Annotated in this window: 19 protein-coding genes; 6 read left to right on the top strand and 13 right to left on the bottom strand. The window is 68.5% G+C overall.

The window, feature by feature from the left end; all coding sequences use genetic code 11:
• Positions 1 to 87 precede the first annotated feature (87 nt).
• Positions 88 to 1,425, top strand: coding sequence for an NAD(P)/FAD-dependent oxidoreductase (locus ACODRV_RS07135; protein ID WP_141626556.1), 1,338 nt, complete (start codon positions 88 to 90; stop codon positions 1,423 to 1,425).
• Positions 1,422 to 2,195, top strand: a complete 774-nt coding sequence (locus tag ACODRV_RS07140) for a DUF1365 domain-containing protein (protein WP_488907860.1) — start codon at positions 1,422 to 1,424, stop codon at positions 2,193 to 2,195. Before ACODRV_RS07135 ends, ACODRV_RS07140 begins: the two co-directional genes overlap by 4 nt.
• On the opposite strand, the gene ACODRV_RS07145 is transcribed toward ACODRV_RS07140, so the two are convergent.
• From ACODRV_RS07145 to ACODRV_RS07205, 13 genes are all read right to left on the bottom strand, one after another.
• Entirely contained in the window at positions 2,160 to 2,657 is a 498-nt protein-coding gene (locus ACODRV_RS07145; RefSeq protein WP_488907861.1) for a type II secretion system protein M, read from the bottom strand. The genes ACODRV_RS07140 and ACODRV_RS07145 overlap by 36 nt on opposite strands.
• A complete protein-coding gene (gene gspL, locus ACODRV_RS07150; RefSeq protein WP_488907862.1) occupies positions 2,654 to 3,757 on the bottom strand; it encodes a type II secretion system protein GspL in 1,104 nt (367 codons plus the stop codon). Before gspL ends, ACODRV_RS07145 begins: the two co-directional genes overlap by 4 nt.
• Complete coding sequence (gene gspK / locus ACODRV_RS07155; RefSeq protein ID WP_141626552.1) at positions 3,754 to 4,737, bottom strand: type II secretion system minor pseudopilin GspK; 984 nt, start codon at positions 4,735 to 4,737, stop codon at positions 3,754 to 3,756. The genes gspL and gspK overlap by 4 nt, the downstream gene beginning before the upstream one ends.
• Entirely contained in the window at positions 4,734 to 5,321 is a 588-nt protein-coding gene (gene gspJ / locus ACODRV_RS07160) for a type II secretion system minor pseudopilin GspJ (RefSeq protein WP_141626551.1), read from the bottom strand. Before gspJ ends, gspK begins: the two co-directional genes overlap by 4 nt.
• Positions 5,318 to 5,674, bottom strand: a complete 357-nt coding sequence (gene gspI / locus ACODRV_RS07165; protein WP_488907863.1) for a type II secretion system minor pseudopilin GspI — start codon at positions 5,672 to 5,674, stop codon at positions 5,318 to 5,320. Before gspI ends, gspJ begins: the two co-directional genes overlap by 4 nt.
• Complete coding sequence (locus tag ACODRV_RS07170; RefSeq protein ID WP_141626549.1) at positions 5,667 to 6,128, bottom strand: GspH/FimT family pseudopilin; 462 nt, start codon at positions 6,126 to 6,128, stop codon at positions 5,667 to 5,669. The genes gspI and ACODRV_RS07170 overlap by 8 nt, the downstream gene beginning before the upstream one ends.
• Entirely contained in the window at positions 6,100 to 6,603 is a 504-nt protein-coding gene (gene gspG / locus ACODRV_RS07175; RefSeq protein ID WP_168196808.1) for a type II secretion system major pseudopilin GspG, read from the bottom strand. The genes ACODRV_RS07170 and gspG overlap by 29 nt, the downstream gene beginning before the upstream one ends.
• Positions 6,604 to 6,605: 2 nt before the next feature.
• Positions 6,606 to 7,820, bottom strand: a complete 1,215-nt coding sequence (gene gspF, locus ACODRV_RS07180) for a type II secretion system inner membrane protein GspF (RefSeq protein WP_488907864.1) — start codon at positions 7,818 to 7,820, stop codon at positions 6,606 to 6,608.
• Entirely contained in the window at positions 7,820 to 9,331 is a 1,512-nt protein-coding gene (gene gspE / locus ACODRV_RS07185) for a type II secretion system ATPase GspE (protein ID WP_488907865.1), read from the bottom strand. Before gspE ends, gspF begins: the two co-directional genes overlap by 1 nt.
• Before the next feature lie 4 nt (positions 9,332 to 9,335).
• Positions 9,336 to 11,360 (bottom strand): type II secretion system secretin GspD, encoded by a 2,025-nt coding sequence (gene gspD, locus ACODRV_RS07190; protein WP_141628273.1) that lies wholly within the window; start codon positions 11,358 to 11,360, stop codon positions 9,336 to 9,338.
• A gap of 44 nt (positions 11,361 to 11,404) precedes the next feature.
• Positions 11,405 to 12,271, bottom strand: coding sequence for a type II secretion system protein N (locus ACODRV_RS07195; RefSeq protein WP_488907866.1), 867 nt, complete (start codon positions 12,269 to 12,271; stop codon positions 11,405 to 11,407).
• Positions 12,272 to 12,464: 193 nt separating this feature from the next.
• The gene (locus ACODRV_RS07200; RefSeq protein WP_488907867.1) at positions 12,465 to 15,179 is read right to left on the bottom strand and encodes a TonB-dependent receptor domain-containing protein; all 2,715 of its coding nucleotides are present in this window, start codon (positions 15,177 to 15,179) and stop codon (positions 12,465 to 12,467) included.
• Positions 15,179 to 16,699: a hypothetical protein gene (locus tag ACODRV_RS07205; protein WP_141626544.1), complete on the bottom strand. Its 1,521-nt coding sequence runs from the start codon at positions 16,697 to 16,699 to the stop codon at positions 15,179 to 15,181. Before ACODRV_RS07205 ends, ACODRV_RS07200 begins: the two co-directional genes overlap by 1 nt.
• A 294-nt stretch (positions 16,700 to 16,993) precedes the next feature.
• Here ACODRV_RS07205 and ACODRV_RS07210 point away from each other — a divergent pair, with 294 nt between their 5' ends.
• Genes ACODRV_RS07210 through ACODRV_RS07225 form a run of 4 tightly spaced genes read left to right on the top strand, consistent with a single transcriptional unit; the run spans position 16,994 to position 23,044 of the window.
• Positions 16,994 to 17,644 carry a prepilin peptidase gene (locus ACODRV_RS07210; protein WP_240811767.1) on the top strand — a complete coding sequence of 217 codons (651 nt, stop codon included), beginning with the start codon at positions 16,994 to 16,996 and terminating at the stop codon, positions 17,642 to 17,644.
• Between the two features lie 17 nt (positions 17,645 to 17,661).
• The gene (locus ACODRV_RS07215) at positions 17,662 to 21,294 is read left to right on the top strand and encodes a hydantoinase B/oxoprolinase family protein (protein WP_488907868.1); all 3,633 of its coding nucleotides are present in this window, start codon (positions 17,662 to 17,664) and stop codon (positions 21,292 to 21,294) included.
• 59 nt (positions 21,295 to 21,353) lie between these two features.
• On the top strand, positions 21,354 to 22,082 hold the full coding sequence (locus ACODRV_RS07220; RefSeq protein WP_488907869.1) for a DUF969 domain-containing protein: 729 nt from the start codon (positions 21,354 to 21,356) through the stop codon (positions 22,080 to 22,082).
• Complete coding sequence (locus ACODRV_RS07225; protein ID WP_488907870.1) at positions 22,079 to 23,044, top strand: DUF979 domain-containing protein; 966 nt, start codon at positions 22,079 to 22,081, stop codon at positions 23,042 to 23,044. The genes ACODRV_RS07220 and ACODRV_RS07225 overlap by 4 nt, the downstream gene beginning before the upstream one ends.
• The last annotated feature ends 7 nt before the right edge of the window (positions 23,045 to 23,051 follow it).

The raw sequence follows: 23,051 nt of genomic DNA on the forward strand, positions 1-23,051 counted from the left end.
TCGTCTGGATCACGCGTCATCCGGAATGCGTTGAACGACGTAACAAGGACACCGGGCCCACGGGCCGTCCTGCCTGAGACCACGTCCTTGACCCTCGTACATCCCGCTTCCAGCAACCGTCGCCTGCGCATCGCCGTGGTGGGGTCCGGCGTGTCGGCCCTGTCCTGCGCCTGGCTGCTGAAAAGCCGGCATGAAGTGACGCTTTATGAGCGCGAACCACGGCTGGGCGGTCATTCCAACACGGTCACGGCGCGGATGCCCGACGGCGAGGTCGCGGTCGATACCGGCTTCATCGTCTTCAACGGCGCGACCTATCCCAACCTCTGCGCCCTGCTGGATCATCTGAAGGTCGAGACCCGGGAGACGGATATGTCGTTCGCGGTCTCGCTGGATGACGGCGACTTCGAGTACGCCGCCCCCGCCCTGTTCGCCCAGCGCCGCAATGTTTTCCGTCCGCGCTTCTGGAAGATGCTGAGCGAACTGGTTCGCTTCTATCGCCGGGCGCCGGGCGACATCGCCGCCATGGCGGACCCGAACATCAGCCTGGGGGATTATCTGAAGTCGCAGAAGTTCGGCGCGGCGTTCCGTGACGATCACCTGCTGCCGATGGCCGCCGCCATCTGGTCGTCCCCCGCCCAGACCATCAACGACTATCCCGCCGAAGCCTTCGTCCGCTTCTGCAGCAACCACGGCCTGCTGCAATTCCTGAACCGCCCGATGTGGCGGACCATCATCGGCGGCAGCCGCGTCTATGTGGAGAAGCTGGCGCAGGCGCTGGGCGACTCTGTCCGTCTGAGCCGTGAAGTGACCTCGATCCGACGCGTCGCCGACGGCGTGGTCGTGCGGGACGCGCGCGGCGACGAGCAGACCTTCGACCATGTCGTCATCGGTGCCCATGCCGATCAGGCGCTGGCCATGTTGGCCGAGCCGACGCCGGAGGAGCAGCGCCTGCTGGGAGCCTTCCGCTACAGCCGCAACCTGACCATCCTGCATTCCGACCCGGAGCTGATGCCCAAGCGTCGGCGCGCCTGGGCCAGCTGGAACTACATGGGCACGGACAACGGCCTGTGCGTCAGCTACTGGATGAACAAGCTGCAGGGCCTGCCCGGAACGGATCTGTTCGTGACCCTGAACCCGCCCCGCCCTCCCCGACCTGAAACCCTGCTTCGGACCGAGGTGTACGAACACCCGATCTTCGACAACGCCGCCGTCGCGGCCCAGAAAGAGCTGTGGAGCCTGCAGGGTCAGGGCGGCGTCTGGTTCTGCGGCGCCCATTTCGGCGCGGGCTTCCATGAGGACGGCCTGCAGTCCGGGCTGGCGGTGGCGGAGCAACTGGGCGGTGTTCGCCGTCCGTGGGAGGTCGAGGACGAGAGCGGCCGCATCCATCTGGCGCCCGCGTCCGAACCGGAACGGCTGAGCGCATGATCGACGCCGGCAGCCTGTATCGCGGCGAAGTGATGCACCGGCGCGTTCGTCCGCGCGTGCATGCCTTCCGCTACAGGCTGTTCTGGATTCTGCTCGACATTGACCGTCTGGAGGAGGCCGCCGCGAAGACCCGGCTGTTCTCCATCGGACGGTTCAACCTGCTGTCCTTCCAGCCCCGGGACCATGGCGACGGCGCATCAGGCGAGCTGCGCGAGCAGGCGCTGGCGAGACTCGACGCCGCCGGGATCACCGATGTGGACGGACCGATCCGCCTGCTGACCCTGCCGCGCGTGCTGGGCTTCGTCTTCAATCCGATCAGTGTCTATTACGCGCACCGGGCCGACGGCGGATTGGTCGGCGTCATCTACGAAGTCACAAGCACCTTCGGCGAGCGCCGGTCCTATGTTCTGCGCGCCGATGGCGGCGAGCTGTTCCGACACGGCTGCGAGAAGACACTGCACGTCTCGCCCTTCATGAAGATGGACATGGCCTATGCCTTCAAGGGCAAGACGCCGGGCGACCTCATGCACCTCACCATCGACGGCCGCGATCCGGAGGGTCTGGTCATCGCCACGGCCATGCAGGGCGAGCAGCGGGCGCTGACCGACCGGGAAATCCTCAAGGCGACCCTGGCCCTGCCCTTCGAGACGCTGAAGGTCGTCGCGGCCATCCACTGGGAGGCGCTTCGGCTGTGGCTCAAGGGCGTGCCGCTGGCGCCGGACCCGAAAAAGACCTCAGCCGACAGTGGAACAACCGTTCCGGCCGAGTGAGCCGTCGATGTTGAGGGTGGCGTCGGTGTTCTCCATGACACCCAGAGCGCAGACCTTCACCCCGTGATCCGCTTCAAGCGACGCCAGCCAGGCGAAGGTCTCGCGACCGGGGGCCTGCGACATCTGGACGCCCAGCCCCCCGCCGGGGGCCATGGTGGTGACAACCGTCAGGCCCGCTGTCTCCGCCGTGCGACGCACCAAGGGCTCCAGACCTTCCGTATCGGCGGACGCAGGCGTCGACGACGGCGCGACCACGCGCAGGCCGGAACGGACCTCGGCCAGCACCGTCTCCGCTTCGGCCCGGCGATCCGCCGCCGCGACCCGCCAGGCCTGCACCGGTCGCACCACGACCAGCCAGATCAGCACGCCGGCGATCAGCAGCAACATCACCGCCAGCATCCGGCGCTCGCGCACGGTGCGGCCGTCCCACCAACCGTGGGCGCGGGAGAAAAGGGCGCTCATCGGGCGGCTCCGATCGTGATGTCGCTGACCACGCGTCCGGCGTTGTCCTCGGTTCCGGTCTCCGTGACCGTCAGGCCCGAGGCGCGCATGGCCGCGTCGATGGTCTGGATGTCGCTGTAGTCGGCATGGGTGACCGCCGCCTTCATCCCATCCTCGGGATCGACGACAAGCATATCCATCTCGGCCTCCGGCACGCCCTCAACCGCCGCGAACAGGGCGGCGGTCGCGGCCATGACGCCCCCGGGCGGCGGCGCGGCGCGCACCCGCCCACGCAGGGCGGCGACGGGGTCTGAGGTCCGGGCCAGTTCGGGATCGACGCGAGCGATCTCGGACAGCGCCTGTTCATCGGCACGGGCGGCGGCCATGTCATCGCGCGCGGCGCCGGCGATCATCAGCACCAGCGGCGAAAGCACGACGGCGGCGGCCAGAGCGGCGGCCCGCCCCCAGCCCCGACGGCTTTCGGCCGCCTCCCGCAGGCGGGTGGGCGTCAGATCGACCAGCGGCGCCAATGCCGCCTGCACCAGGGCGCGCTCGATCAAGGCGGTGTCATCCACCGGCTCCACTGTGCGGCCGTGGGCGACCAGATCGACCAGATCCGGCTGAATCGAGGCGGCGAACCGCCGCCCCCGCAGGGCGATGGCGTCGCCGAACGCCACGGCGGTCAGACTGTCGTCCAGCGGTTCGGTCAGGGTCAGAACATCCGGGACCAGCACATCCGCCCGCACGCCCAGTCCCGACAGATAGTCGGTCCACGCATCCACCAGCGACAGGCTGACGACCGTGACCAGACGCGGCTCGCCCGACGCCGGAACCGGACCCAGCGCGACCGACAGGCGGTCCGGGGCGGCCGCCAGATCGTCCTTGAGCGCCCAAAGGGCCGCGGCCCGCTGCTGTGCGGCGCTGGCGGGTGGCAGGTCCAGCCAACGGATCAGGACGTCCGCGCCGGGCGCGACAGCGACGGTGCGCATCGGCTCCGGCTGCTCGACGGCCTCCATCGACAGGACGCCCCGCTCAAGCACATAGCCGCCGGTTCCGATCACCAGATACGGCGCCGGGTCACCCGCCAGGGCGGGAATGAGGATCAGACGTGTGGGCTTCATTCTTCGGGTGTCCAACGCTGGATGACTGTGCGGACGGCGCCGTCGGGGCGGGCCTCCAGCAGGGCGGTGCGGACGGCGCGCGCGCCGCCATATTCCACGTCCACCCGGAGGCGGAAAAAGCGCGTCAGGACAACGGCCTGCGCACGGGTACCTTCGTCGGGCGTGAAGTTCGAAAGGGCCGGCTGGCTCCAGAAGGCCTCGCTGTTCGCCCAGCCGTCGCGCGGGCGACGGGCGATCACGGCTCGGGCCTGCTGCGGCGTGACCTGGCCCAGGGTCAGCATGGAGATCAGAGGGGCCTGATCAGCGCTGAGGGTGTTCACGTTCAACGGCGACAACTGGCTGGTCGGCAGGGCGCAGACGTAGGGCCGCAGGCGACGGTAGGCGTCCTCATCCACACCCTTCACGGCGCGCAGCTCACTGGTCTCGGCCATCATCACCCCTGCCGTGCGGTAGGGCGTGGACAAGCCCGCATAGGCTCCGTCCTCGGCGCCCAGCGGCAAGGCGACATTGTCAGCGTCCAGCCAGTCGGTCAGGGCGTCGGTGATCGCACGCATCCGGCTGTCAGGCACGCCGACCGCGCGGCCCAGCGCCCGGAACTGCGCCGCCCCTTCCGGCCGGGCGATCAGGTCCTCGCCCACGCCCAGCACCACGCTGTTCAGATTGAAGCAGGCCTGACCGTCGGAGACCGTGGCGCTGATCGCGCCGTTGTCGATGGGAAAGTCCAGACGACGACCGTTCCAATCGGGCTCAAGCGGCGTGCGGGTCGGATCCATCAGCATCAGCCGCCTGATGCGGTCGCGCGCCATCAGTTCAGCGCCTGAAGCCAGCCACTGGGCCTGTCCGCCCGTCTCGGCGTTGGTCGCACGGCGCACCGAAAAACGAACGTCGTCCAGCAGGGCCACGGCGACGACCGACATGACCGCAACCAGAAGCAGGACGGTCAGAAGGGCCATGCCCTCACGGTCGGGTCGGCGCTTCATCGGCCGCCCCCGACCAGAAACAGTTGCTCGACCGGACCGTACCCGTCGAGGGTCATGGTCAGGCGCACGGCGTCGGGCAGCGGCCTGTCCGTGGTCGAGGTGAAGGCCGGAGCCGCTTCCCCGTCCCGGATGAAGGCGACGGTCACATCGCGGACGCCGCGATAGAGCACCTGCGGCGGCCCCGGCCGCGCGCCGTCCAGCTGCTCCGCCACACGTCGCTCCAGCCGACCATCGACGAGGCTGTATTCGACCCGCTGCAATGACGGTCGTGCGCGGTCCCCCGGATTGCTCCAGCCCGCGCGGGTCAGGGTCAGCAGCGGATCGGTCGAACTCATCGGGCCGATCATCGCCTGCGGCGCGGGGCGTCCCGTCACACCCCTCGCCCGACGTCCTGTCGCCTGACCGATGTCCGCGCGCAGCAGGGCGCGCATCCTTTGCAGATCGCCGACGCGGTCGCTCTGCGCCTTGACGGCGAAGCGATTGTCCACGGTCACGGCCAGAACCGCCGCCCCCGCCGCCGCCAGCATGGCGAAGATCATCAGGGAGATCAGCACCTCCACAAGAGTGAATCCCGCGCGGTTCACGGGTTGCGCCTGCGGAACAGGGTGCGCTCGGCCGCCTGCCCTTCCTCATCGCGCACCCGGACGTCGATTCGCAGCAGGTCGGCGTCGGAGGTCGGCAGAACGGCGCGGGTCCAGACCCAGCGACGCCCGCCCAGATCGGACTGGCCAGACGTCTCACCCTCGCCCAGAGACGGTGCGACGGCGGCCTCGACCGCGACATTCTCGGCCACCATGCCGCCGAGGGTGCGGGTCTCAACGCGCTGGGCCGAACGGGTGCTTTCGCCTGACAGGTTCAGCAGGGCCATGGCGGCCAGACTGAATACCGCCAGCGCCACCAGCATCTCGACCAGGGTGAAACCGCCGCGTTCAGCCATCGACGCGCACCTCGCCGGCGCCGTCGACCGAGATCGTGCGGCTGCGGCCTTCACGAGCGAGGGTCACCGTCGCGGGATCGGCCACGCCTGACGGATCGAACACGACACGCACGGCAAGTCCGGACGGGGACACGGTCGCCCCGTCGCTCCAGACCTCCGCGCGGAACGGTCCGTCCGCCAGCGGCGACCACTGCAAGCCGTCAAATGTCGAGAAGGCATAACCAGCCGCGCCCGCTTCAACAGCGACCGGACGGTTGGTCAGGATGGCTTCTTCACGCGCGCGAACCAGCCGCGAGGCAAACCGCTCGGCCTCAGCCGCCACAGCCGGTTTGGGGTCCGGCAGGGTCAGCACCACGGCCCCCGCAGCCAGCCCGATGATCGCCACGACCATCAGCAGCTCCACCAGGGTGAAGCCCTGACGGCTCTTACCGCCAGTTGCCGATGTCGGCGTCATTGCCTTCGCCCCCTTCACGACCGTCGGCGCCGAACGACCAGACATCGAACGCTCCGCCGTGACGGCTTTCGCGGTTGAACTGGTAGTCCGCGCCCCACGGGTCTTTCGGCAGGCGACGGATGTAGCCGCCCTGACGATAGCGTTCGGGATTGGCCAGACCGGTCGGCGCTGTCACCAGCGCTTCAAGGCTGTCCGGGAAGGTCAGATTGTCGAGGCGATAGGTCTCGATGGCCTGCTCCAGTGTGGCGATGTCCGCACGCGCCTTGCCGACCATGGCCTTGTCCTGACTGGGCAGGACGTTGATCACGACGACCGTGGCCAGCAGGCCGATGATGACGATCACCACCATCAGCTCGACAAGGGTGAAACCGGCTCTCTTTTGGCCACTACCGCGTCGCGCGCGGCGCGACGCTACTTGAGCGCGAGGGCGGCGCTGTTCGATTTTCTTTTCAACTTCAGTCATTACAGCACTCATCTTCAGCCCATGGCCAAGGTGTTGATCTGCAGGATGGGCAGCAGGATCGACAGGACGATCACCGCCACGACGCCGCCCATGACCACGATGATCGCCGGCTCGAGCAGGCTCAGCATCACGGCGGTGAAGGTCGAGAACTCGCGCTCCAGATAGTCGGCGGCGCGTTCCATCATCGGCTCCAGCCGCCCGCTGCTTTCGCCCGAGGCGGTCATGTAGACGAGGATCGGCGGGAAGACGTCGGCCCGGCGCATGGCGGCGGACAGGCCTCCCCCTTCCCGCACCGCGTCCGCCATTGTCTCGGTCGCCTGCCGCAGGCGGCGGTTCGAAACGGTGCGCGCGGTGATGGTCAGCCCCTCCAGCACCGGCAGGCCCGAGGTCAGCATTGTCGCCAGCGTCCGCGCCATCTTCGCCCCGTGCAGGTCGCGGGTCAGGCGACCGATCAACGGCAACTTCAGCAGCAAGGTGTCGGCCCTCAGCCGGACCGCCGGATTGCGCAGGGCGACGACGCCCAGCACGCCCGCCAGCACCCCCAGCAGGATCATCAGCCAGCCCCAATCGCGCATGGCGTTGGACACGCCGATCACCACCCGCGTCAGCAGGGGCAGGGTCTGGTTCATGCTGTCGAACTGATCGACCACCTTGGGCACGACGAAGGCCATCAGGGCGGTGATGACGCCCAGCGCCACCACGGCCAGCACGGCGGGATAGACGAGCGCTGTGATCACCTTGCCCTGGATCTGCCGGTCGCGCTCAAGACCGTCGGCCAGACGTTCCAGAATGGGTTGCAAGGCGCCCGACGTCTCGCCGGCGGACACCATGGCCCTGTAGAGCGGCGGGAAAGCCTGTCCCTGCGATCCCATGGCGTCCGACAGGCGGCGCCCCTCCAGCACGCCCGCATGCACGCCTTCCAGCACCCGGCGCACCGCGGGACGGTCAGCCTGCAGGGCGATGGTGCGAAGAGCCTCCTCCAGAGGACTGACAGAGACCAGCGTGGCCAGTTGACGGGTGGTCAGTGCAAGGGTGCGGGCGTCCAGCTTCGCGCCCTTCGCCGAGGGTGCAGCGGCACGGGCGGCTCCCGCACGGGCAGGCAGTATCTCGAGCGGCATGAGCCGGCGCCTGCCCAGCAGGGCCCGGGCGGCGATCTCGTCAGCAGCCGTCACGGCTCCGGACACCGTCCGCCCGCCGGCGTCCACCGCCACATAGTCGAAACTCGCCATCAGGCCGCGACCTCCGCCGCGACGGGCTCATGCGCCTCGCCGGTTTCCTGACGTGTAACGCGCACGGCCTCCTCGACCGAGGTGACGCCGGACAGGACCAGATCACGCGCCCTTTGGCTCAGCGTGCCGGAGGTCTCGAACGCCGCGGCGGCGATGGCGTCCTCGCCTGCTTCCGAGGCGATCAGGCGGCGCACGCGGTCATCGACACGGATGGTTTCGTACAGGCCGACGCGGCCGACGTAGCCGGTGTTCTGGCAGTGCGGGCAACCGTGGGGACGCCAGACGGTATCGCCCTTCTTCACCCCCGCCAGTTTCGCCGTCGCCTTGTCGGCAGGCTCAGGCGTGCGGCATTCCCCGCACAGACGGCGCACCAGCCGCTGGGCCACGATCAGACGCAGGGTGGAGGCCAGAAGGAAGGGCTCGATGCCCATGTCGCGCAGGCGGGTGATGGCCCCGACCGCGTCATTGGTATGCACGGTCGACAGCACCAGGTGGCCGGTCAGCGAGGCCTGAACGGCGATGCCCGCCGTTTCGACGTCGCGGATTTCGCCGACCATGACCACATCCGGGTCCTGACGCAGGATGGCGCGCAGCCCGGCGGCGAAGGTCATGCCGACCTTGGTGTTCACCTGCGTCTGGCCGATGCCGTCGATGGCGTATTCGACCGGGTCCTCGACCGTCAGGATATTCCGCGTGGCGTCATTCAGCAGGCTGAGACCGGCATACAGCGAGGTGGTCTTGCCCGAACCCGTCGGCCCGGTGACCAGAATGATGCCGTTCGGCTCCTTCAGCGCGATGCGGAAGACGTCCAGTGCATCGGGAGCCATGCCGAGCTGCTCCAGCGACAGACCGGCCTGATCCTTGTCGAGGATCCGCAGCACGACGCGCTCGCCCGCCCGCGACGGCAGGGTCGAAACCCGCACGTCCAGCGTCTTGCCGCCCAAAGTCAACGGGATACGGCCGTCCTGCGGCACCCGCTTCTCGGCGATATCCAGCCGCGCCATGACCTTGATGCGCGAGACCAGCAGCGGGATGATGCGCGGGCTCAGCGTCAGGGCCTCGCGCAGCACCCCGTCCACGCGCATCCGAACAATCAGGGCGCTCTCGAAGGGCTCGAGATGGATGTCCGAGGCTCCGGTGCGCACGGCCTCGGCGATGACGCCGTTGATCAGGCGGATGACCGGAGCGTCATCCGCTGTGTCCAGCAGGTCGGCGGCGGCCGGAATGTCGTCGATCAGACCGTCCAGCCCGCCGGGCATGGCCAGATCATCGCCGTCAGCGGCGTTCAGATGGTCGCCCGCATAGACTTCCGAAAGCTGTCGGTCGAAGGCCGCCTGCGACAGGGGCTCTATCCGTAGCGGACGGCCCAGCGCGCGGCGGGTCTCGATCAGGGCCGAGGGGTCCGCGCCCTCGCGCAGGCCGACGACCGCGATCTCGCCCGCGTCGAGCAGGATCACCCCGTGCCGCTTTGCGAAGCCGTAGGGCAGTGTCGGATTGACGAGGGTGATCACCGGATCACTCCTGCGGCGCGGTGACGGGCGGCAGGGGCGAGATCACCACCTCGCCCGGAACCAGCGTCGGCGCAGGCGCGACCGGCGGCTGGGTGCGCATGTAGTCGCGCAGCATCTCGTCCAGGCTCGGCTCGCGGGTCGGATCATTGGCCAGTTGCTGGTCGCGCATATATCCCCAGCGATCCGCGGCCAGCTGACGGGAATCCGCGCTCGAGCGCACGATGGTCGGGCGCAGGAAGACCATCAGATTGGTGCGGCCGCGCTGGTTGCTGGTCGAGCGGAACAGGGCGCCGATCACCGGCATGTCGCCCAGCCCCGGCACCTTGTCGACGGCCAGACGATCATTCTGGTCCAGCAAGCCGCCGGCCACGGCGATGTCGCCGTCATCGACGACCAGCGTCGTCTCCAGCTCGCGCTTGTTCAGCACCAGATCATTGCTCGACGCTGTCAGCACGCCGTTGATGCTCGACACTTCCTGACGCAGGTGCAGGGTGATGGAGCCGCCCGCGTTGATCTGGGGCCGGACCACCAGCTTTACCCCGACGTCCTGCCGCTGGGTGGTGCGGAAGGGGTTGGAGTTCCCGTCCAGCAGGGCCTCGCCGGTGGTGATCGGCACTTCCTGACCGACGAGGATCGTCGCCTCCTCGTTGTCGAGGGTCATCAACGACGGCGTCTGCAACAGGTTTGAGCCGTTGTCCGTCTTGGCGGCATTGATGATGAAACCGAACAGCCCGTTGCCGATGGTCCCGCCACCGCCGCCGACGAAGCCGTTGGCGCCCAGCAGGGAGTTGATGGCCAGATTCTGCAGTTGCTCGCGCAGCGGATCGTCTTCATCCAGTTGCGTCGCCGCGGCCCCGCCCGCGATGGGCAGAAGCGGCGTGGCGCTGTCGCTGTAGTTGGTCAGCCCGATAGGCGCGCCGTCCTCGCCGGCGAGAAGCCACTGGACGCCCAGTTCACGCACGGCGGTGTCGCTGAGCTCGACCACGATGGCCTCGATCAGCACCTGCTGACGGCGCTGGTCCAGCTGACGGATCACCTCGGCGAGCGTGCGCTGCGTCTCGGCCGAGGCCGAGATCACCAGCGCGTTGGCGCCGGGGAAACGGGCGATGGTCGCGCGCTGGCCGGGCGCGGCGGGCGCCACCGCAGCGGCGGTCGCGGGAGGCGCCGCACCTTCGGCGCCGGCGACCGGAGTGGCGTTGGCTTGCGCCGGAGAGATCGGCTGGCCGACGATCTGTTGCAACACGGGCAGAAGCTGCTCTGCGTTGGCGTGCTCAAGGAAGATCACCCTGATGTCGTCGGCGGAGCGGGCGCGACGATCCAGATCCTCGACCAGCGGGCGCACCCGGGCCACGGCGGCGGGATCGCCGCGCAGGACGACGGAGTTGGAGCTGTCGACCGGCGTAACCGAGACCATCCCCTGCCCCGGCTGTCCGCCCGGAGGGGTCAGAACGGATTGCAGGACGGCGGCGATCTCGCGCGCGGACGAGTTCTCCAGCGTGATCACGTCGAAACTGGCGCGATCCACATCGATGCGGGCGATCAGGGCCCGGATGCGGGTCAGGTTGTCGGCGAAGTCAGCGACCACGACACTGTTGCCGCCCGGATTGGCCAGCACCTGCCCCTGGGCGCCGACCAGCGGACGGATGGTCTCGGCAGCCGAAGCGGCGTCAATGTTGCGCAGCTGGAAGACCTCGGTCGTGAAGCGCTCTCCGCCCACCGTCGCCGGCCCTTGCGCGGCGCCCTGCGCCGGGCTGATGCGATAGGCGCCCGAGCCGGTCCGGGTCACCACCAGACCATTGGCTCGCAGGGTCGACAGGAAGACCTCGAACAGCTCTGCCCGCGACAGGGCGCGCTCACTGGTCACCGTCACCGTGCCGGTCACCGCCGGATCGACAATGAAGGTTCGGCCGGTCATCCGGGCCACATCCTGAATAAAGGCGCGGATGTCTGCGCCCTGCACGTTCAGGGTCTGGCGCTGGTTCGCCTGGGCCATAACCGGCGCGGCGGCCAGCGGTCCGTGGGCGATCATCAGTCCGGCCAGAACGGCGCAGACGGCATTGCGGCTGATGCGGGTCACCGGGCGGTCCTTATGGTGGTGGTGCGCGCCTGCCCGCCCCGCTCAAAGCGGATTTCGGCCGAAGGCGCGGTCGCGAGGTTGCGGCGCAGGTCGGCGATCCGCCCCGCGCTGTTCAGTTCGATGCCATTGACGGCGAGGATGACGTCCCCCGCCTGAAGCCCCGCCGCGCCCAGCGCGGGCGCTTCTCCCGAGGCGTTGACGGTGAAGCCGTTCACCGCCAGCCCGCGCATGCGCGGACGCAGCGAGGCCTGTGCCATCAACTGGGCCGGGTCCACCACGGCGGCTCCCGGCGCCGAGGTCGTCTGGGGCGTCGGCTGCGGGCTAGGCGGCGCGACGACCTGATCCCCGGCAGGGGGCGCAGGCGGAGCGGCGGCGCCGACGGGCGTTTCAGCGAAGATCAGACGGCTGAGCGCGCCATTGCGCGACAGGACCACATGGTCGGCGGCCACCGATTGCAGAACGAGGCCCGGTTCGACCTCCTCGCCCACGCCGACCGAAATCTGGCGGCCGTCCGCCAGTCCGATGATGGCCGAGCCGCCGCCCACGCCGTCGGCGCGAACGCCGAACAGCCGCATCTGGCTGCTGCCCGTGGCGGTGTCTTCAGCCATGCTCGACTGGCCGCCGGTGCGGAAGAAGGCGTCGAAGCGCTGGAAGATGGAGGTATCCGCGGGACGTGCAGCGGCGGGCGCATCCGCCGAGGCCGGAGCGGAAGGCTCCACGAACAGCCATACCATGCGGCCGGCCTGAACCAGCAGAACCGCGACCAGCACCCCCTCAACAAAGGGACGCAGCCGGACCGGGCGCGCCGCGACATCCTGCGCGAACGCGCGGGCGGACGAACTCCAGTTGCGAAGAACAGCCATCACGAGGGGACGCCCGACACGGGCCCCGACGGCCCGAAGCGGTCCTAGACCAATCGTCCGGGTTCGGGCTTCACCGCCAGATGAAGACCCGGCGAACCAAGCATGACAACTGCGCGGATCGCGGATCAATCGTCATGGATTTCACACAAAGAAAAGGGGCCGGCTCCTTTCGAAACCGGCCTTTCTCAAAGACTTAGAAGCGGGCGGTCAGGCTGATCGAGCCGCTTGTGCCCAGTTCGTACCCGTTGATGATCACCCGGTTGCCGAGCTCCTGATATTCGAGGAACTCCTCACCCAGCAGGTTCCGCAGTTCGAACGACACGCCATACTCGCGACCGGCGTAGTCGAAATCCTTGCGGAAGACGAAGTCGAGCTGGACGCCCGGCTCCTGGATCAGGTCCGGCTCGCCCGGACGGCCGCGCGCCGAGGTGCGCTCCGACACATAGTTGGCGATCAGGGTCGCCTGCGATCGGGCCGTGTCGTCCTCCCAGCCCAGCTGGACATTGACGACGTGTTCCGACTGGCCTTGCAGGCGGCTGCCGTCGACCACGTAGAACGAGGCCGGTTGGGCGACGCCCAGGCTGTTCTGGGTGATGACGGTGTCACCGGCGTCGACGTTCACCTCGGAGTCCGACCAGGTGTAGTTCGCCTGGGCCAGCCACCGCTTGTTGGCGATGAAGTCCATGCCCGAACCGAACTCGAAATACTTCTTCACTTCCAGCTCGGCGCCCATGATCGTGGCGTTCGGCGCGTTGAGGAAGGTCTGCGAGATCGACGAGCCCTGGTCGATGACGCTGGACTCGATGGGCTTGTCCAGGTCCTTGTAGAACAGACCGGCGGTCACATACTGCTGACGGGCGAAGTACCACTCCCAGCGCGCATCGACGTTGAGGATCTCCGTATCGACCAGATACGGGTTGCCGATGAAGGTCCGGTCGCTTTCGACATCCGTGTACTGCTGCGGCGCCAGTTCGCGGAACTGGGGACGACCGATCGTTTTCGACGCGCCGAGACGCAGCTGCATGTCCTCGGCGAAGTTCCAGGTGATGGTGCCCGCCGGCAGAACGTACTCTTCCTTGATCTCGGTCGGCAGGAAGCCGGTCGAACCCCCGAAGAGGTCACGCGGAGTGACGGTCTGTTCGCCCTGCTCGAAGCGCACGCCGAGGTTCAGGTTCAGCAGCGGCAGGAACTCCGCCGCCACCTGGGCATAGGCCGCCTTTACCGTCATCTGACCATCGAACGCCGCGGCGCCGTTTGTGCCGGTGATTTCCTCGATCTGGAGGTATGGCCCGATGTTGGCGTCCGAGAACAGGTAGTCGACGCGCGATTCCAGCTGGTCCTGCGTCAGACCGTTCGGGGCGATGAAGCGCAGGGTCCGCTGCTCGGACTCACGATTGTTGTCCGAATAGGCGACACCGAAGGAGAACACGGCTTCACGGGCGTCCGATAGCGGCAAGGTGTAGTGCACATCCGCGCCGCCCGAGATGATGTCGTCTTCCAGCTCGCTGAAGGAAATGGCGTTCGTTTCGATGTCGTGGATCCAGTCACCCGCCACGTTCTGGCCGTAGCCGAAGCGGCTCTCGTAGGGCGCGTCGCGCGACGTCAGGGCGTAGGCCGCCCGCCAGTCGAACTCCCATTCTCCCGCCGAACCGAAGGTGTGCTCACCGGCCAGTTGGGTCGAGAAAAGCTGACGCACAAACCATTCGGTGTGATCCGTCCGGCGCTGACCACCCGAAGCGTCGTCGAAGCCGGCCTCCGAACGGGCCTCCTTCGAGACATTGCGAACGAACAGGTTCGTCCATTTGAGGGTGTTGGTGTCGCTGGTCAGGCTGACCGCGCCCAGGAAGTTCAGGGTCAGGTCATTCTGATTCGACTCGAAGTCGAAGTCGTTGGCCGTCACCAGTTCGCCGGCGTCGATCCGGCCCGACTGACGATCACCGCGACGGCCCGTCCACTTGTTGTCGTATGAGGCGACGAAAATGCCGCCCAGGGTGCCCATGCCGGTTTCGCTCGAGGCGCCGCCCATGAAGCGAACGCCGAAGTTGGCCGGTGTGGTCTCGCGCTGCAGCAGGCGCAGCGGCGCGTTGACCAGCGACTGACCCATCAGCCGCAGTTCGTCGGCGCTGAAGTTGCCCGCCGAGATACGCTGACCGCTGTTGAAGCCGAGTTGCAGTTGGCCCGGAACGTCGCGGGTGCCGTCGTCGAAGCTCGTGAAATCAGTGCGCGATCCGTAGTAGATCAGCCCGTCCTTGTTCGAGGTCTCGGTGTTGCCGCTCAGCGAGGCCGACATGCTGAAGAAGGGATCGACCGGCGTGTCGATGGTCTGCAGATCGACGACGCCGCCGCCGAACTCACCGGGGAAGGCCGCCGAATAGGTCTTCTGGACGGTCAGACCCGAAAGCACTTCTGACGGGAACAGATCCAGCGGCACGACGCGTTGCAGGGGCTCCGGGCTGGGCAGCGGCGAGCCGTTCAGCAGGGCCGAGGAGTAACGCTCACCCAGACCCCGCACATAGATGAAGCGGCCTTCGACGATCGACAGGCCGGTGACGCGCGACAGGGCCTGGGCGGCGTCGGCGTCGCCGGTGCGCTCCAGATCCTCGGCGGTCAGGAAGGCCGCGACCTCGGGGCTTTCGCGGTTCGGCTGGGGAATATAGCGACCCAGAACAACGACTTCGCCCAGGTCGACGTCCTGTTCGACTTGCGGTTCGGCCTGTTGGGCGGCGGATTGGGCAGTGGGAGCGGTCTGGGCCAGGGCGACGCCCGGCGCGACCAGGGCGGTGGTGGCGAGCAGCAGCCCGCCGAGGGTCATTTTCACGGTCTTCATGGTCTGCGCCTCGAAGGAGTAACGGAAGGGTTCGGCGAGCCGGGCGGCGGCGCAGAAGCCGCCGCCCGTCCCATCCGTCATCAGCAGGTCGAGCCGGCCTGAAGGCCGCAGGTCCAGCCGAGGTACCAGGTGTCGGAGGCGTTACGCACGGCGCCGATGTAGGTCACGGTGGTGAACCAGCTGTAGATCGCCGGCGCGTTGGCCGGGGTCACGGCGGTTTCGTTGGCGCCGTTGATGAAGGCCAGGCTCTGGGCCGTCAGGGTGGCGCCGGCCGGAGCCGTCATGGTCGAGGTTCCCGCAGCGGTGTTGCCGATGTTGGTGGCGCTGATGAACACCGCCTCCGTCGCCGCGGCATTGATGTTCGAGTCGTTCTCGTAGGGACGCGAGCAGGCGAAGTAGACCGAGCGGAAGACCGGGTTGTTCGCAACCGTCTGCGCGTCGTCGATGTCGAGGCAGGCCGCGGCCGAGGTCGACGGGTTGGTGACGACCGAGTTGATGATGGTCGGCTGCGTGCCGGTGTTCAGCGTCAGCAGCGCGTCAGCGGCCACGGCGGCGTTGCGGCCGACGATGGTGAAGTTGGAGACCTTCGGCTGGGCGTAGAAGGCGGTGCCCGAAGGCGCCGCCGACCACTCGAAGCCGCGGCTGCCGTTGGTGACGGCGGTCGGACGCTGGGTCACGATGCCGAACTGGGCGCCACCGCGCCAGCCGGTATCGGTGTCCAGACCGTCGTCGTCGGCGCCGTTGATCACGATGCGGCTCAGGTTGACCGTTCCGCCAAAGATTTCGATGCCGTCGTCCGAGCTGTTGTAGGCCTGGACGTACTCAACCACGGTGCCGTTGCCGACGCCGGCCAGGGTCAGGGCCTGCAGTTCGTTGTTCGGCGAGATTTCGAAGCCCGAGTAACGGATCTGCACATAGCGGAGACGGCCAGAGTTATCCGAGACGGTGTTGCCGCCGTAGTTGGCGCTGGTGCCTTCGATCTGGCCCACGCAGGCGATGTTCGGCGCGGTCACGCCGACCGGGCAAACCGCCGTCGGCGCGCGGCCGGCGATCACGATGCCACCCCACTGGCCTTGCGAGTTCTCGGTGGTGGTGCCGTCGATGTTGGCGCGGCTGGTGAAGATGATCGGGTTGGTCGCGGTGCCTTCGGCGAAGATTTGCGAGCCGCGGTTGACCAGCAGGTAGTCCGACCCGCCCGAACCGTACAGACGCACGCCCGGCTCGATGGTCAGGATGCCCTGCTGCGAACCGGCGACCGGAGCGGCCGGATCGGCGCCGCGGTCGGTGCCGACTTCAGTCCGGCCCGAGATCGAATAGACAGTGCCGGCGCGCAGCGGAACGGTCAGATTGCCGGTGATCGTGGTCGGCAGCTGGCAGGCGCGCAGAGTGCCGCCGGCGACCACGCCGACGTTGGCGAAGCCGGTCGGGCAGTCCGCCGCCGGCGTGCCGGGGGGCGGGGTGGTCGGGCCAGTGCCGCCACCGCCGGTGCCGCCGCCGAAATCGCCTTCGCCCGGCGAAGCGACTTCAGCGGAGCCGCAGGCCGCCAGGGTCAGGGCGCTGGCCGACAGGGCCAGCAGCGTGGTCAGTTTGAAGCCGTTCATCGTTTTCACCGTGTCTGGTCCGAAGGAACTCACGGCAGGTGAGACCGCACGCCCATGCGTCCGATCCGACGAAGCATCGCCCCCGCCCTGCCCTGTCCGTGGTTAGGAGCCGGATATGACAGCGAGGCCGCCGAACCGTGACGGTTCCCGCGCGCTTCCGTGAAGTTGTCGTCGCGAGTTCATGAAACACCGTCATCACACGGCGTAACCGTCACAATGAACGCGGTCGGCCAGCCCTTGCCGGGACGGAACGAGCCGCCTATCGCAACGCTGGGGCAACGCCCGGGAGGGATCGTGATCGGCGTCACTGTCACAGTCTTTTTCGGAATGGCCGGTCTGGCGGTCGGCCCCGCGCTGGCCCGCATCAGCACCCGGCTCCCGGCCGCGGAGCCCGAACCCGCCGCCCGCGCATGGATCAGATACGTCGGCTTCGCCCTCGCCGGCGCCGGTCTGGGCGCATGGGCCGCGCTGTCGCAGGACCTGCTGTCCGCCGCCCTGCTGACAGCCGTGCTGGGCTGGTTACTGCTGTTGATCGCGACCGTGGACGCCGAGCATTTCTGGCTGCCCGACCAACTGACCCTGCCGCTCGGCGCGGCCGGACTGGGCGCGGCCATCCTTCCGAACGGGACAGGTCTGCTGAACGCCGCCATCGGCGCGGGCGCGGGCTTCGCGGCCCTGTGGCTGCTTGCCTTCGCCTATCGCAAGGTGCGGGGGCGCGACGGGCTGGGCGGCGGCGACCCCTTCCTGCTCGGCGCGGGCGGCGCCTGGGTCGGCTGGATGGGCCTGCCGTCGGTCCTGCTCTGGGCCGCGGTCGCGGGCCTGAGTCTGGTCCTCGCGCGCGCCGTCATGAAAAAGCCCCTCGCGGGCGATGACCGGCTGGCGTTCGGCGTCTTTCTCGCCGTCGGTATCTGGATGACCTGGATCTTGGGCCCAGTAGGGCTGTGACGCGGTAGGCTGGCTGAATGAATCGGAGCGAAGCGATGCATCAGGTGGACGGCTGGCGTTTCTGGATCGACCGGGGCGGCACCTTCACTGACGTGGTCGCCCGCGCGCCTGACGGCGTCCTGACCACCCGCAAGCTCCTGTCGGTCAACCCGGAACAGTACGCCGACGCCGCCGTCGAGGGCGTGCGCCGGGTGCTGGAGGCCGCGCCGGGACCTCTGCCCGCCGGTCTGGTGGAGGCGGTGCGCATGGGCACCACCGTCGCGACCAACGCGCTGCTGGAGCGCAAGGGCGAACCGACGGTGCTGGCGATCACGCGCGGGTTCGGAGACGCCCTGCGCATCGGATGGCAGAGCCGCCCCGATCTGTTCGCACGCCACATCCGGCTGAACGACCAGCTTTACGATCATGTCGTCGAGATCGACGAACGGGTCCGGGCCGACGGCTCTGTGGACAAGCCTGTGGGCATCGAGGGGACAAGACGGGCACTACAGGCCGCGCGCGACGCCGGTTTTCGCGCTGTCGCGATCGCCTTCGTGCACGGCTGGCGCTTCACCGACCATGAGCGGCAGGTGGCGCGGATCGCCCGAGATCTGGGGTTCGAACAGATATCGGTCAGCCACGAGGTCGGCGCGCTGATCAAGCTGGTCGGACGCGGCGATACGACGGTGGCGGACGCCTACCTGTCGCCCGTGCTGCGGGCCTATGTGGACAAGGTTGGGGGCGAACTGGGCGAGGCCACTCCGCTTCTGTTCATGCAGTCGAACGGCGGCCTGACCGCGGCGGGCGCCTTCCGGGGCAAGGACGCCATCCTGTCCGGTCCTGCGGGCGGCGTGGTCGGCATGGCCGAGACCGCCATGGCGGCGGGCTTCGACCGCGTCATCGGCTTCGACATGGGCGGCACCTCGACCGACGTGTCCCACTTCGCGGGCGAGTATGAGCGAACCTCCGATGCTGTTGTGGCCGGGGTGCGGCTGCGCGCGCCCATGCTGTCGATCCACACGGTGGCCGCAGGCGGCGGCTCGATCTGCCGCTTCGACGGCGCGCGCCTGCGGGTCGGGCCGGAGTCCGCCGGGGCCGTGCCCGGCCCACGTGCCTATCGCCGGGGTGGGCCGCTGACGGTGACCGACTGCAACGTTCTTCTGGGCAAGCTGAAGCCGGAGTTCTTCCCCGCCGTCTTCGGACCGAATGCGGACCAGCCGCTGGACGCCGACGCCGTGCGTACAGGCTTCGCCGAACTGGCCGCCGTGGTGGAAGCGGCGACCGGGCGCCCGACCACGCCGGAGGCGCTGGCGGAGGGCTTCGTCACCATCGCCGTCCAGAATATGGCCGAGGCGATCAAGTCGATCTCGATCCAGCGCGGCTATGACGTCACGCGCTATGTCCTGAACTGTTTCGGCGGCGCGGGCGGGCAGCATGCCTGTCTGGTCGCCGATGCGCTGGGCATGACGACGGTGATGCTGCATCCCTTCGCAGGCCTGCTGTCCGCCTACGGCATGGGGCTGGCCGAGGTGCGCGCGATCCGGCAGGCCACGGCCGCGATCCCGCTGGAAGCCGTGGCCGATGCCGACATGAACACACGGGTCGCTGAACTGTCGGCGCAGGCCCGTGCCGAACTGATTGCGCAGGGCTTCGCAGACGACCGCATCGCCGTGACGGCTCGAGCCGAGATCAAGTTTGCAGGTTCGGATACGCCGCTGACCGTGCCCTTCGGCCCGGCGGACGAGATGACCGCCGCCTTCGAGGCGCTGCACCGCCGTCGCTTCGGCTTCTTCGCCGAGGGCAAGGCGCTGGTGTTGGAAACGCTGGAAGCTGAGGCCGTCGGCCTGTCCGGCCAGACGGCCGAGGTCGGCGGCGACCTGTCGCCCCGCGCGCCCGGGATCGTCGCCCGCACGCCGGTCTGGATGGCCGGCGCCCAGTACGACACGCCCCTCTACCGCCGCGATGCCTTCGGCCCGGGCGCGGCTGTGGACGGTCCTGCTGTCATTCTGGAGGACACCGGCACCACCGTGGTCGAGCCCGGCTGGCGGGCCACCGCTGATGCGGGACTAAACCTGATCCTGACCCGCGTTGTCCCCCTGCCCGCCCGGACAGCGATCGGCACCCACGCCGACCCGATCCTGCTGGAGGTGTTCAACAGCCGCTTCATGGCCGCCGCCGAACAGATGGGCGAGGCTTTGCGGGCGACCGCCTATTCAGTGAACATCAAGGAGCGGCTGGACTTCTCCTGCGCCGTCTTCGACGCCACCGGCGCCCTGATCGCCAACGCCCCGCACATCCCGGTGCATCTGGGCTCGATGGGGGAAAGCATCCGCACGGTCATCGCCTCGCGCGGCAACGCTAGCGATGGGCGCGGCATGAGGCGTGGCGACGTCTACATGCTGAACGCCCCTTACAACGGCGGGACGCACCTGCCGGACATCACCGTCATCACCCCGGTGTTCCTTGACGCCGACGACAGCCCCGCCTTCTTCGTCGCCGCGCGCGGGCACCATGCCGACGTGGGCGGGATCACGCCCGGCTCAATGCCGCCGACCTCGAAGACGGTCGAGGATGAGGGCGTGCTGATCGACGACTTTCTGCTGGTCGACGCCGGGACGCTGCGGGACGCCGAGACCCGCGCCCTGTTCGCTTCGGGCCGGCATCCTTCGCGCAACGTCGATCAGAACATGGCCGACCTGAAGGCCCAGATCGCGTCGTGCGCCCGCGGCGCCGATGAACTGGTCCGTATGGTCGGCGAGTTCGGGCGTGACGTGGTCGGCGCCTACATGGGCCATATCCAGGACAATGCCGAAGAAGCCGTCCGCCGCGCCATCGCCGCCCTGAAACCCGGCTCGTTCGCGCTGGAAATGGACGACGGTGCCGTCATCCGTGTGCGCATCGACGTGGACACGGATGCGCGCACCGCAGTGGTGGACTTCACCGGGACCAGCGAGCAGCGGACCAACAACTTCAACGCCCCGCTGTCGATCACCCGCGCGGCGACCCTCTATGTCTTCCGTACGCTCGTGGACGATGCGATCCCTCTGAACGAGGGCTGCCTGAAGCCCGTCAGTCTGATCGTGCCCGAAGGCTCGATGCTGAACCCCCGCTATCCGGCCGCTGTGGTCGCCGGGAATGTCGAGACCAGTCAGGCGGTCGTGGACACCCTGTACGGCGCGCTGGGCGTGCTGGCGGCCAGCCAGGGGACGATGAACAACTTCACCTTCGGCGACGCCACTCGCCAATATTATGAAACCATCGCCGGCGGCTCGGGTGCCGGGCCGGACTTCGACGGAACGGCGGCGGTGCAGACCCACATGACCAACAGCCGCCTGACCGATCCGGAGGTGCTGGAGACCCGCTTCCCGGTGCTGTTGGAAGAGTTCTCGATCCGCCATGGCTCGGGCGGCGCGGGCGCGCATCGGGGCGGCGAAGGGGCTGTACGCCGGGTGCGCTTCCTGGAGCCCCTGACCGCCGCCATCCTGTCCAACCACCGCCGCACTCCGCCCTTCGGCGCCGCGGGCGGAGAGCCGGGCGCCGTCGGCGTGAACCGGATCGAGCGGGCGGACGGGACGGTCGAGCCGCTGGGCTCGACGGCGGAGGTCCAGATGGCGTCCGGCGACGTCTTCGTCATCGAGACACCGGGTGGCGGCGGGTTCGGGGCTCTGTAGGGCTTCCGCTGCCGCCCGAACCGCGCAACTGTCCGCACCGGGACGGAGGGCAGGATTCCATGCTGGTGCTTCTGGGGATCGCGGTCGTGGTCGCGGGTTTTGTGGCCCGGATCAATCCGCTGCTGGTCATATTGGTCGCCGCCGTCGTCACCGGCGTGCTGACGGTGGTCGGGCCGGGCGTGGACGTCGCCAGCCTGTTCGGCGCCGGCGTGGCGACGCTGACCCGGTTCGGCGACGCCTTCAACGACAACCGCTATTTCCACATCACCTGGCTGATCCTGCCGGTCATCGGGGTGCTGGAGCGGGCCGGCTTGCAGGAGCGGGCGCGTCAGATGATCGCCAGCGTCCGCGCCGCCACGGCCGGGCGGCTGTTGCTGGTCTATCTGTTCGTGCGGCAGGCCACCTCGGCGCTCGGCCTGACCTCGCTGGGCGGGCATCCGCAGATGGTGCGGCCGCTGGTGGCCCCCATGGCCGAAGGCGCGGCGGAGGCCGAGCACGGCCCCCTGCCTGACAAGGCCCGCTTCCGCATTCGCGGCATGAGCGCCGCCACCGACAACATCGGCCTGTTCTTCGGCGAGGACATCTTCATCGCCATCGGCTCCATCGTCCTGATGGTGGGCTTCCTCGAACAGGCAGGGATCAAGGTCGAGGCCCTGCACATCTCCCTGTGGGCCATCCCGACCGCCATCGCCGCCTTCATCGTGCACGGCGTTCGTCTGTGGCTGTTTGACCGGACCATAGAACGCGACCTCGCCGCGCCCGTCTCCGAACAGGAGGCGGCCCGATGATCACCCTGCAGCACGCCTACATCGTCACCGGCCTGATGTTCCTGGCCTTCGCCGTCTTCACGGCCATGGACCGGGCGCATCCGACCCGCATCCGCAGCACCCTGTTCTGGGGGCTGATCGCGACCTCCCTGCTGTTCGGGGATCTGCTGGGCGGGCTGGGCAACGGCCTGCTGGTCGTGGCGCTGGTCGTCATCGGGGCCATCGGCAAGATGGGCGTCGGACAGCCCACCACCACCTCCACCGACGAACGCCGCGACAGCGCCGCGCGTCGGGGCAACGCCCTGTTCATCCCCGCTCTGATCATCCCGCTGGTCGCCGTCGGCGGCACCCTTCTGGCCAAGCACACCGCCGTCGGCGCCTGGCTCATCTCGCCGACACAGACGACCCTGATCGCGCTGGGTCTCGGCTGCGTCATCGCCCTGTTCGCGGCGATGGCCTGGTTCCGCCCGCCCGCGCTGGCGCCGTTGCAGGAGGGCCGTCGTCTGATGGACTCCATCGGCTGGGCCAGCCTGCTGCCCCAGATGCTGGCGTCGCTGGGCGCGGTGTTTCTGGCGGCGGATGTCGGCGGCGTGGTCGGCCAACTGGTCAGCCAGACCGTGCCCCTGACCACGCCCCTGCTGGCGGTGGCCGCCTACTGCGTCGGCATGGCGCTGTTCACCGTCATCATGGGCAACGCCTTCGCCGCCTTCCCGGTGATGACCGCCGCCATCGGCCTGCCCATCGTGGTGCATCAGTTCGACGGCAACCCGGCCATCGTCTGCGCCATCGGCATGCTGGCGGGCTTCTGCGGAACGCTGATGACGCCCATGGCGGCGAACTTCAACGTGGTGCCGGCCAACCTGCTGGAACTGCCCGACCGCAACGCCGCCCTGAACGGGGTGATCCGAGCCCAGACCCCGACCGCCCTGATCATGCTGGTGGTCAATATCGGCCTGATGTACGCCCTCGCCTTCCGCTTCTGAGTTCGCC

The sequence above is a fragment of the Brevundimonas sp. FG8 genome, assembly GCF_057808845.1.

Bases quoted from the DNA above. Each gene is read 5' to 3' on its own strand.
- gspI (WP_488907863.1), bottom strand. From the start codon at position 5,674: ATGGCTGAACGCGGCGGTTTCACCCTGGTCGAGATGCTGGTGGCGCTG.
- ACODRV_RS07225 (WP_488907870.1), top strand. From the start codon at position 22,079: ATGATCACCCTGCAGCACGCCTACATCGTCACCGGCCTGATGTTCCTG.
- ACODRV_RS07170 (WP_141626549.1), bottom strand. From the start codon at position 6,128: ATGACGCCGACATCGGCAACTGGCGGTAAGAGCCGTCAGGGCTTCACC.
- gspG (WP_168196808.1), bottom strand. From the start codon at position 6,603: ATGAGTGCTGTAATGACTGAAGTTGAAAAGAAAATCGAACAGCGCCGC.
- gspL (WP_488907862.1), bottom strand. From the start codon at position 3,757: ATGAAGCCCACACGTCTGATCCTCATTCCCGCCCTGGCGGGTGACCCG.
- ACODRV_RS07140 (WP_488907860.1), top strand. From the start codon at position 1,422: ATGATCGACGCCGGCAGCCTGTATCGCGGCGAAGTGATGCACCGGCGC.
- gspD (WP_141628273.1), bottom strand. From the start codon at position 11,360: ATGATCGCCCACGGACCGCTGGCCGCCGCGCCGGTTATGGCCCAGGCG.
- gspF (WP_488907864.1), bottom strand. From the start codon at position 7,820: ATGGCGAGTTTCGACTATGTGGCGGTGGACGCCGGCGGGCGGACGGTG.
- ACODRV_RS07220 (WP_488907869.1), top strand. From the start codon at position 21,354: ATGCTGGTGCTTCTGGGGATCGCGGTCGTGGTCGCGGGTTTTGTGGCC.
- ACODRV_RS07215 (WP_488907868.1), top strand. From the start codon at position 17,662: ATGAATCGGAGCGAAGCGATGCATCAGGTGGACGGCTGGCGTTTCTGG.
- ACODRV_RS07145 (WP_488907861.1), bottom strand. From the start codon at position 2,657: ATGAGCGCCCTTTTCTCCCGCGCCCACGGTTGGTGGGACGGCCGCACC.
- ACODRV_RS07205 (WP_141626544.1), bottom strand. From the start codon at position 16,699: ATGAACGGCTTCAAACTGACCACGCTGCTGGCCCTGTCGGCCAGCGCC.
- ACODRV_RS07200 (WP_488907867.1), bottom strand. From the start codon at position 15,179: ATGACGGATGGGACGGGCGGCGGCTTCTGCGCCGCCGCCCGGCTCGCC.
- gspK (WP_141626552.1), bottom strand. From the start codon at position 4,737: ATGAAGCGCCGACCCGACCGTGAGGGCATGGCCCTTCTGACCGTCCTG.
- ACODRV_RS07195 (WP_488907866.1), bottom strand. From the start codon at position 12,271: ATGGCTGTTCTTCGCAACTGGAGTTCGTCCGCCCGCGCGTTCGCGCAG.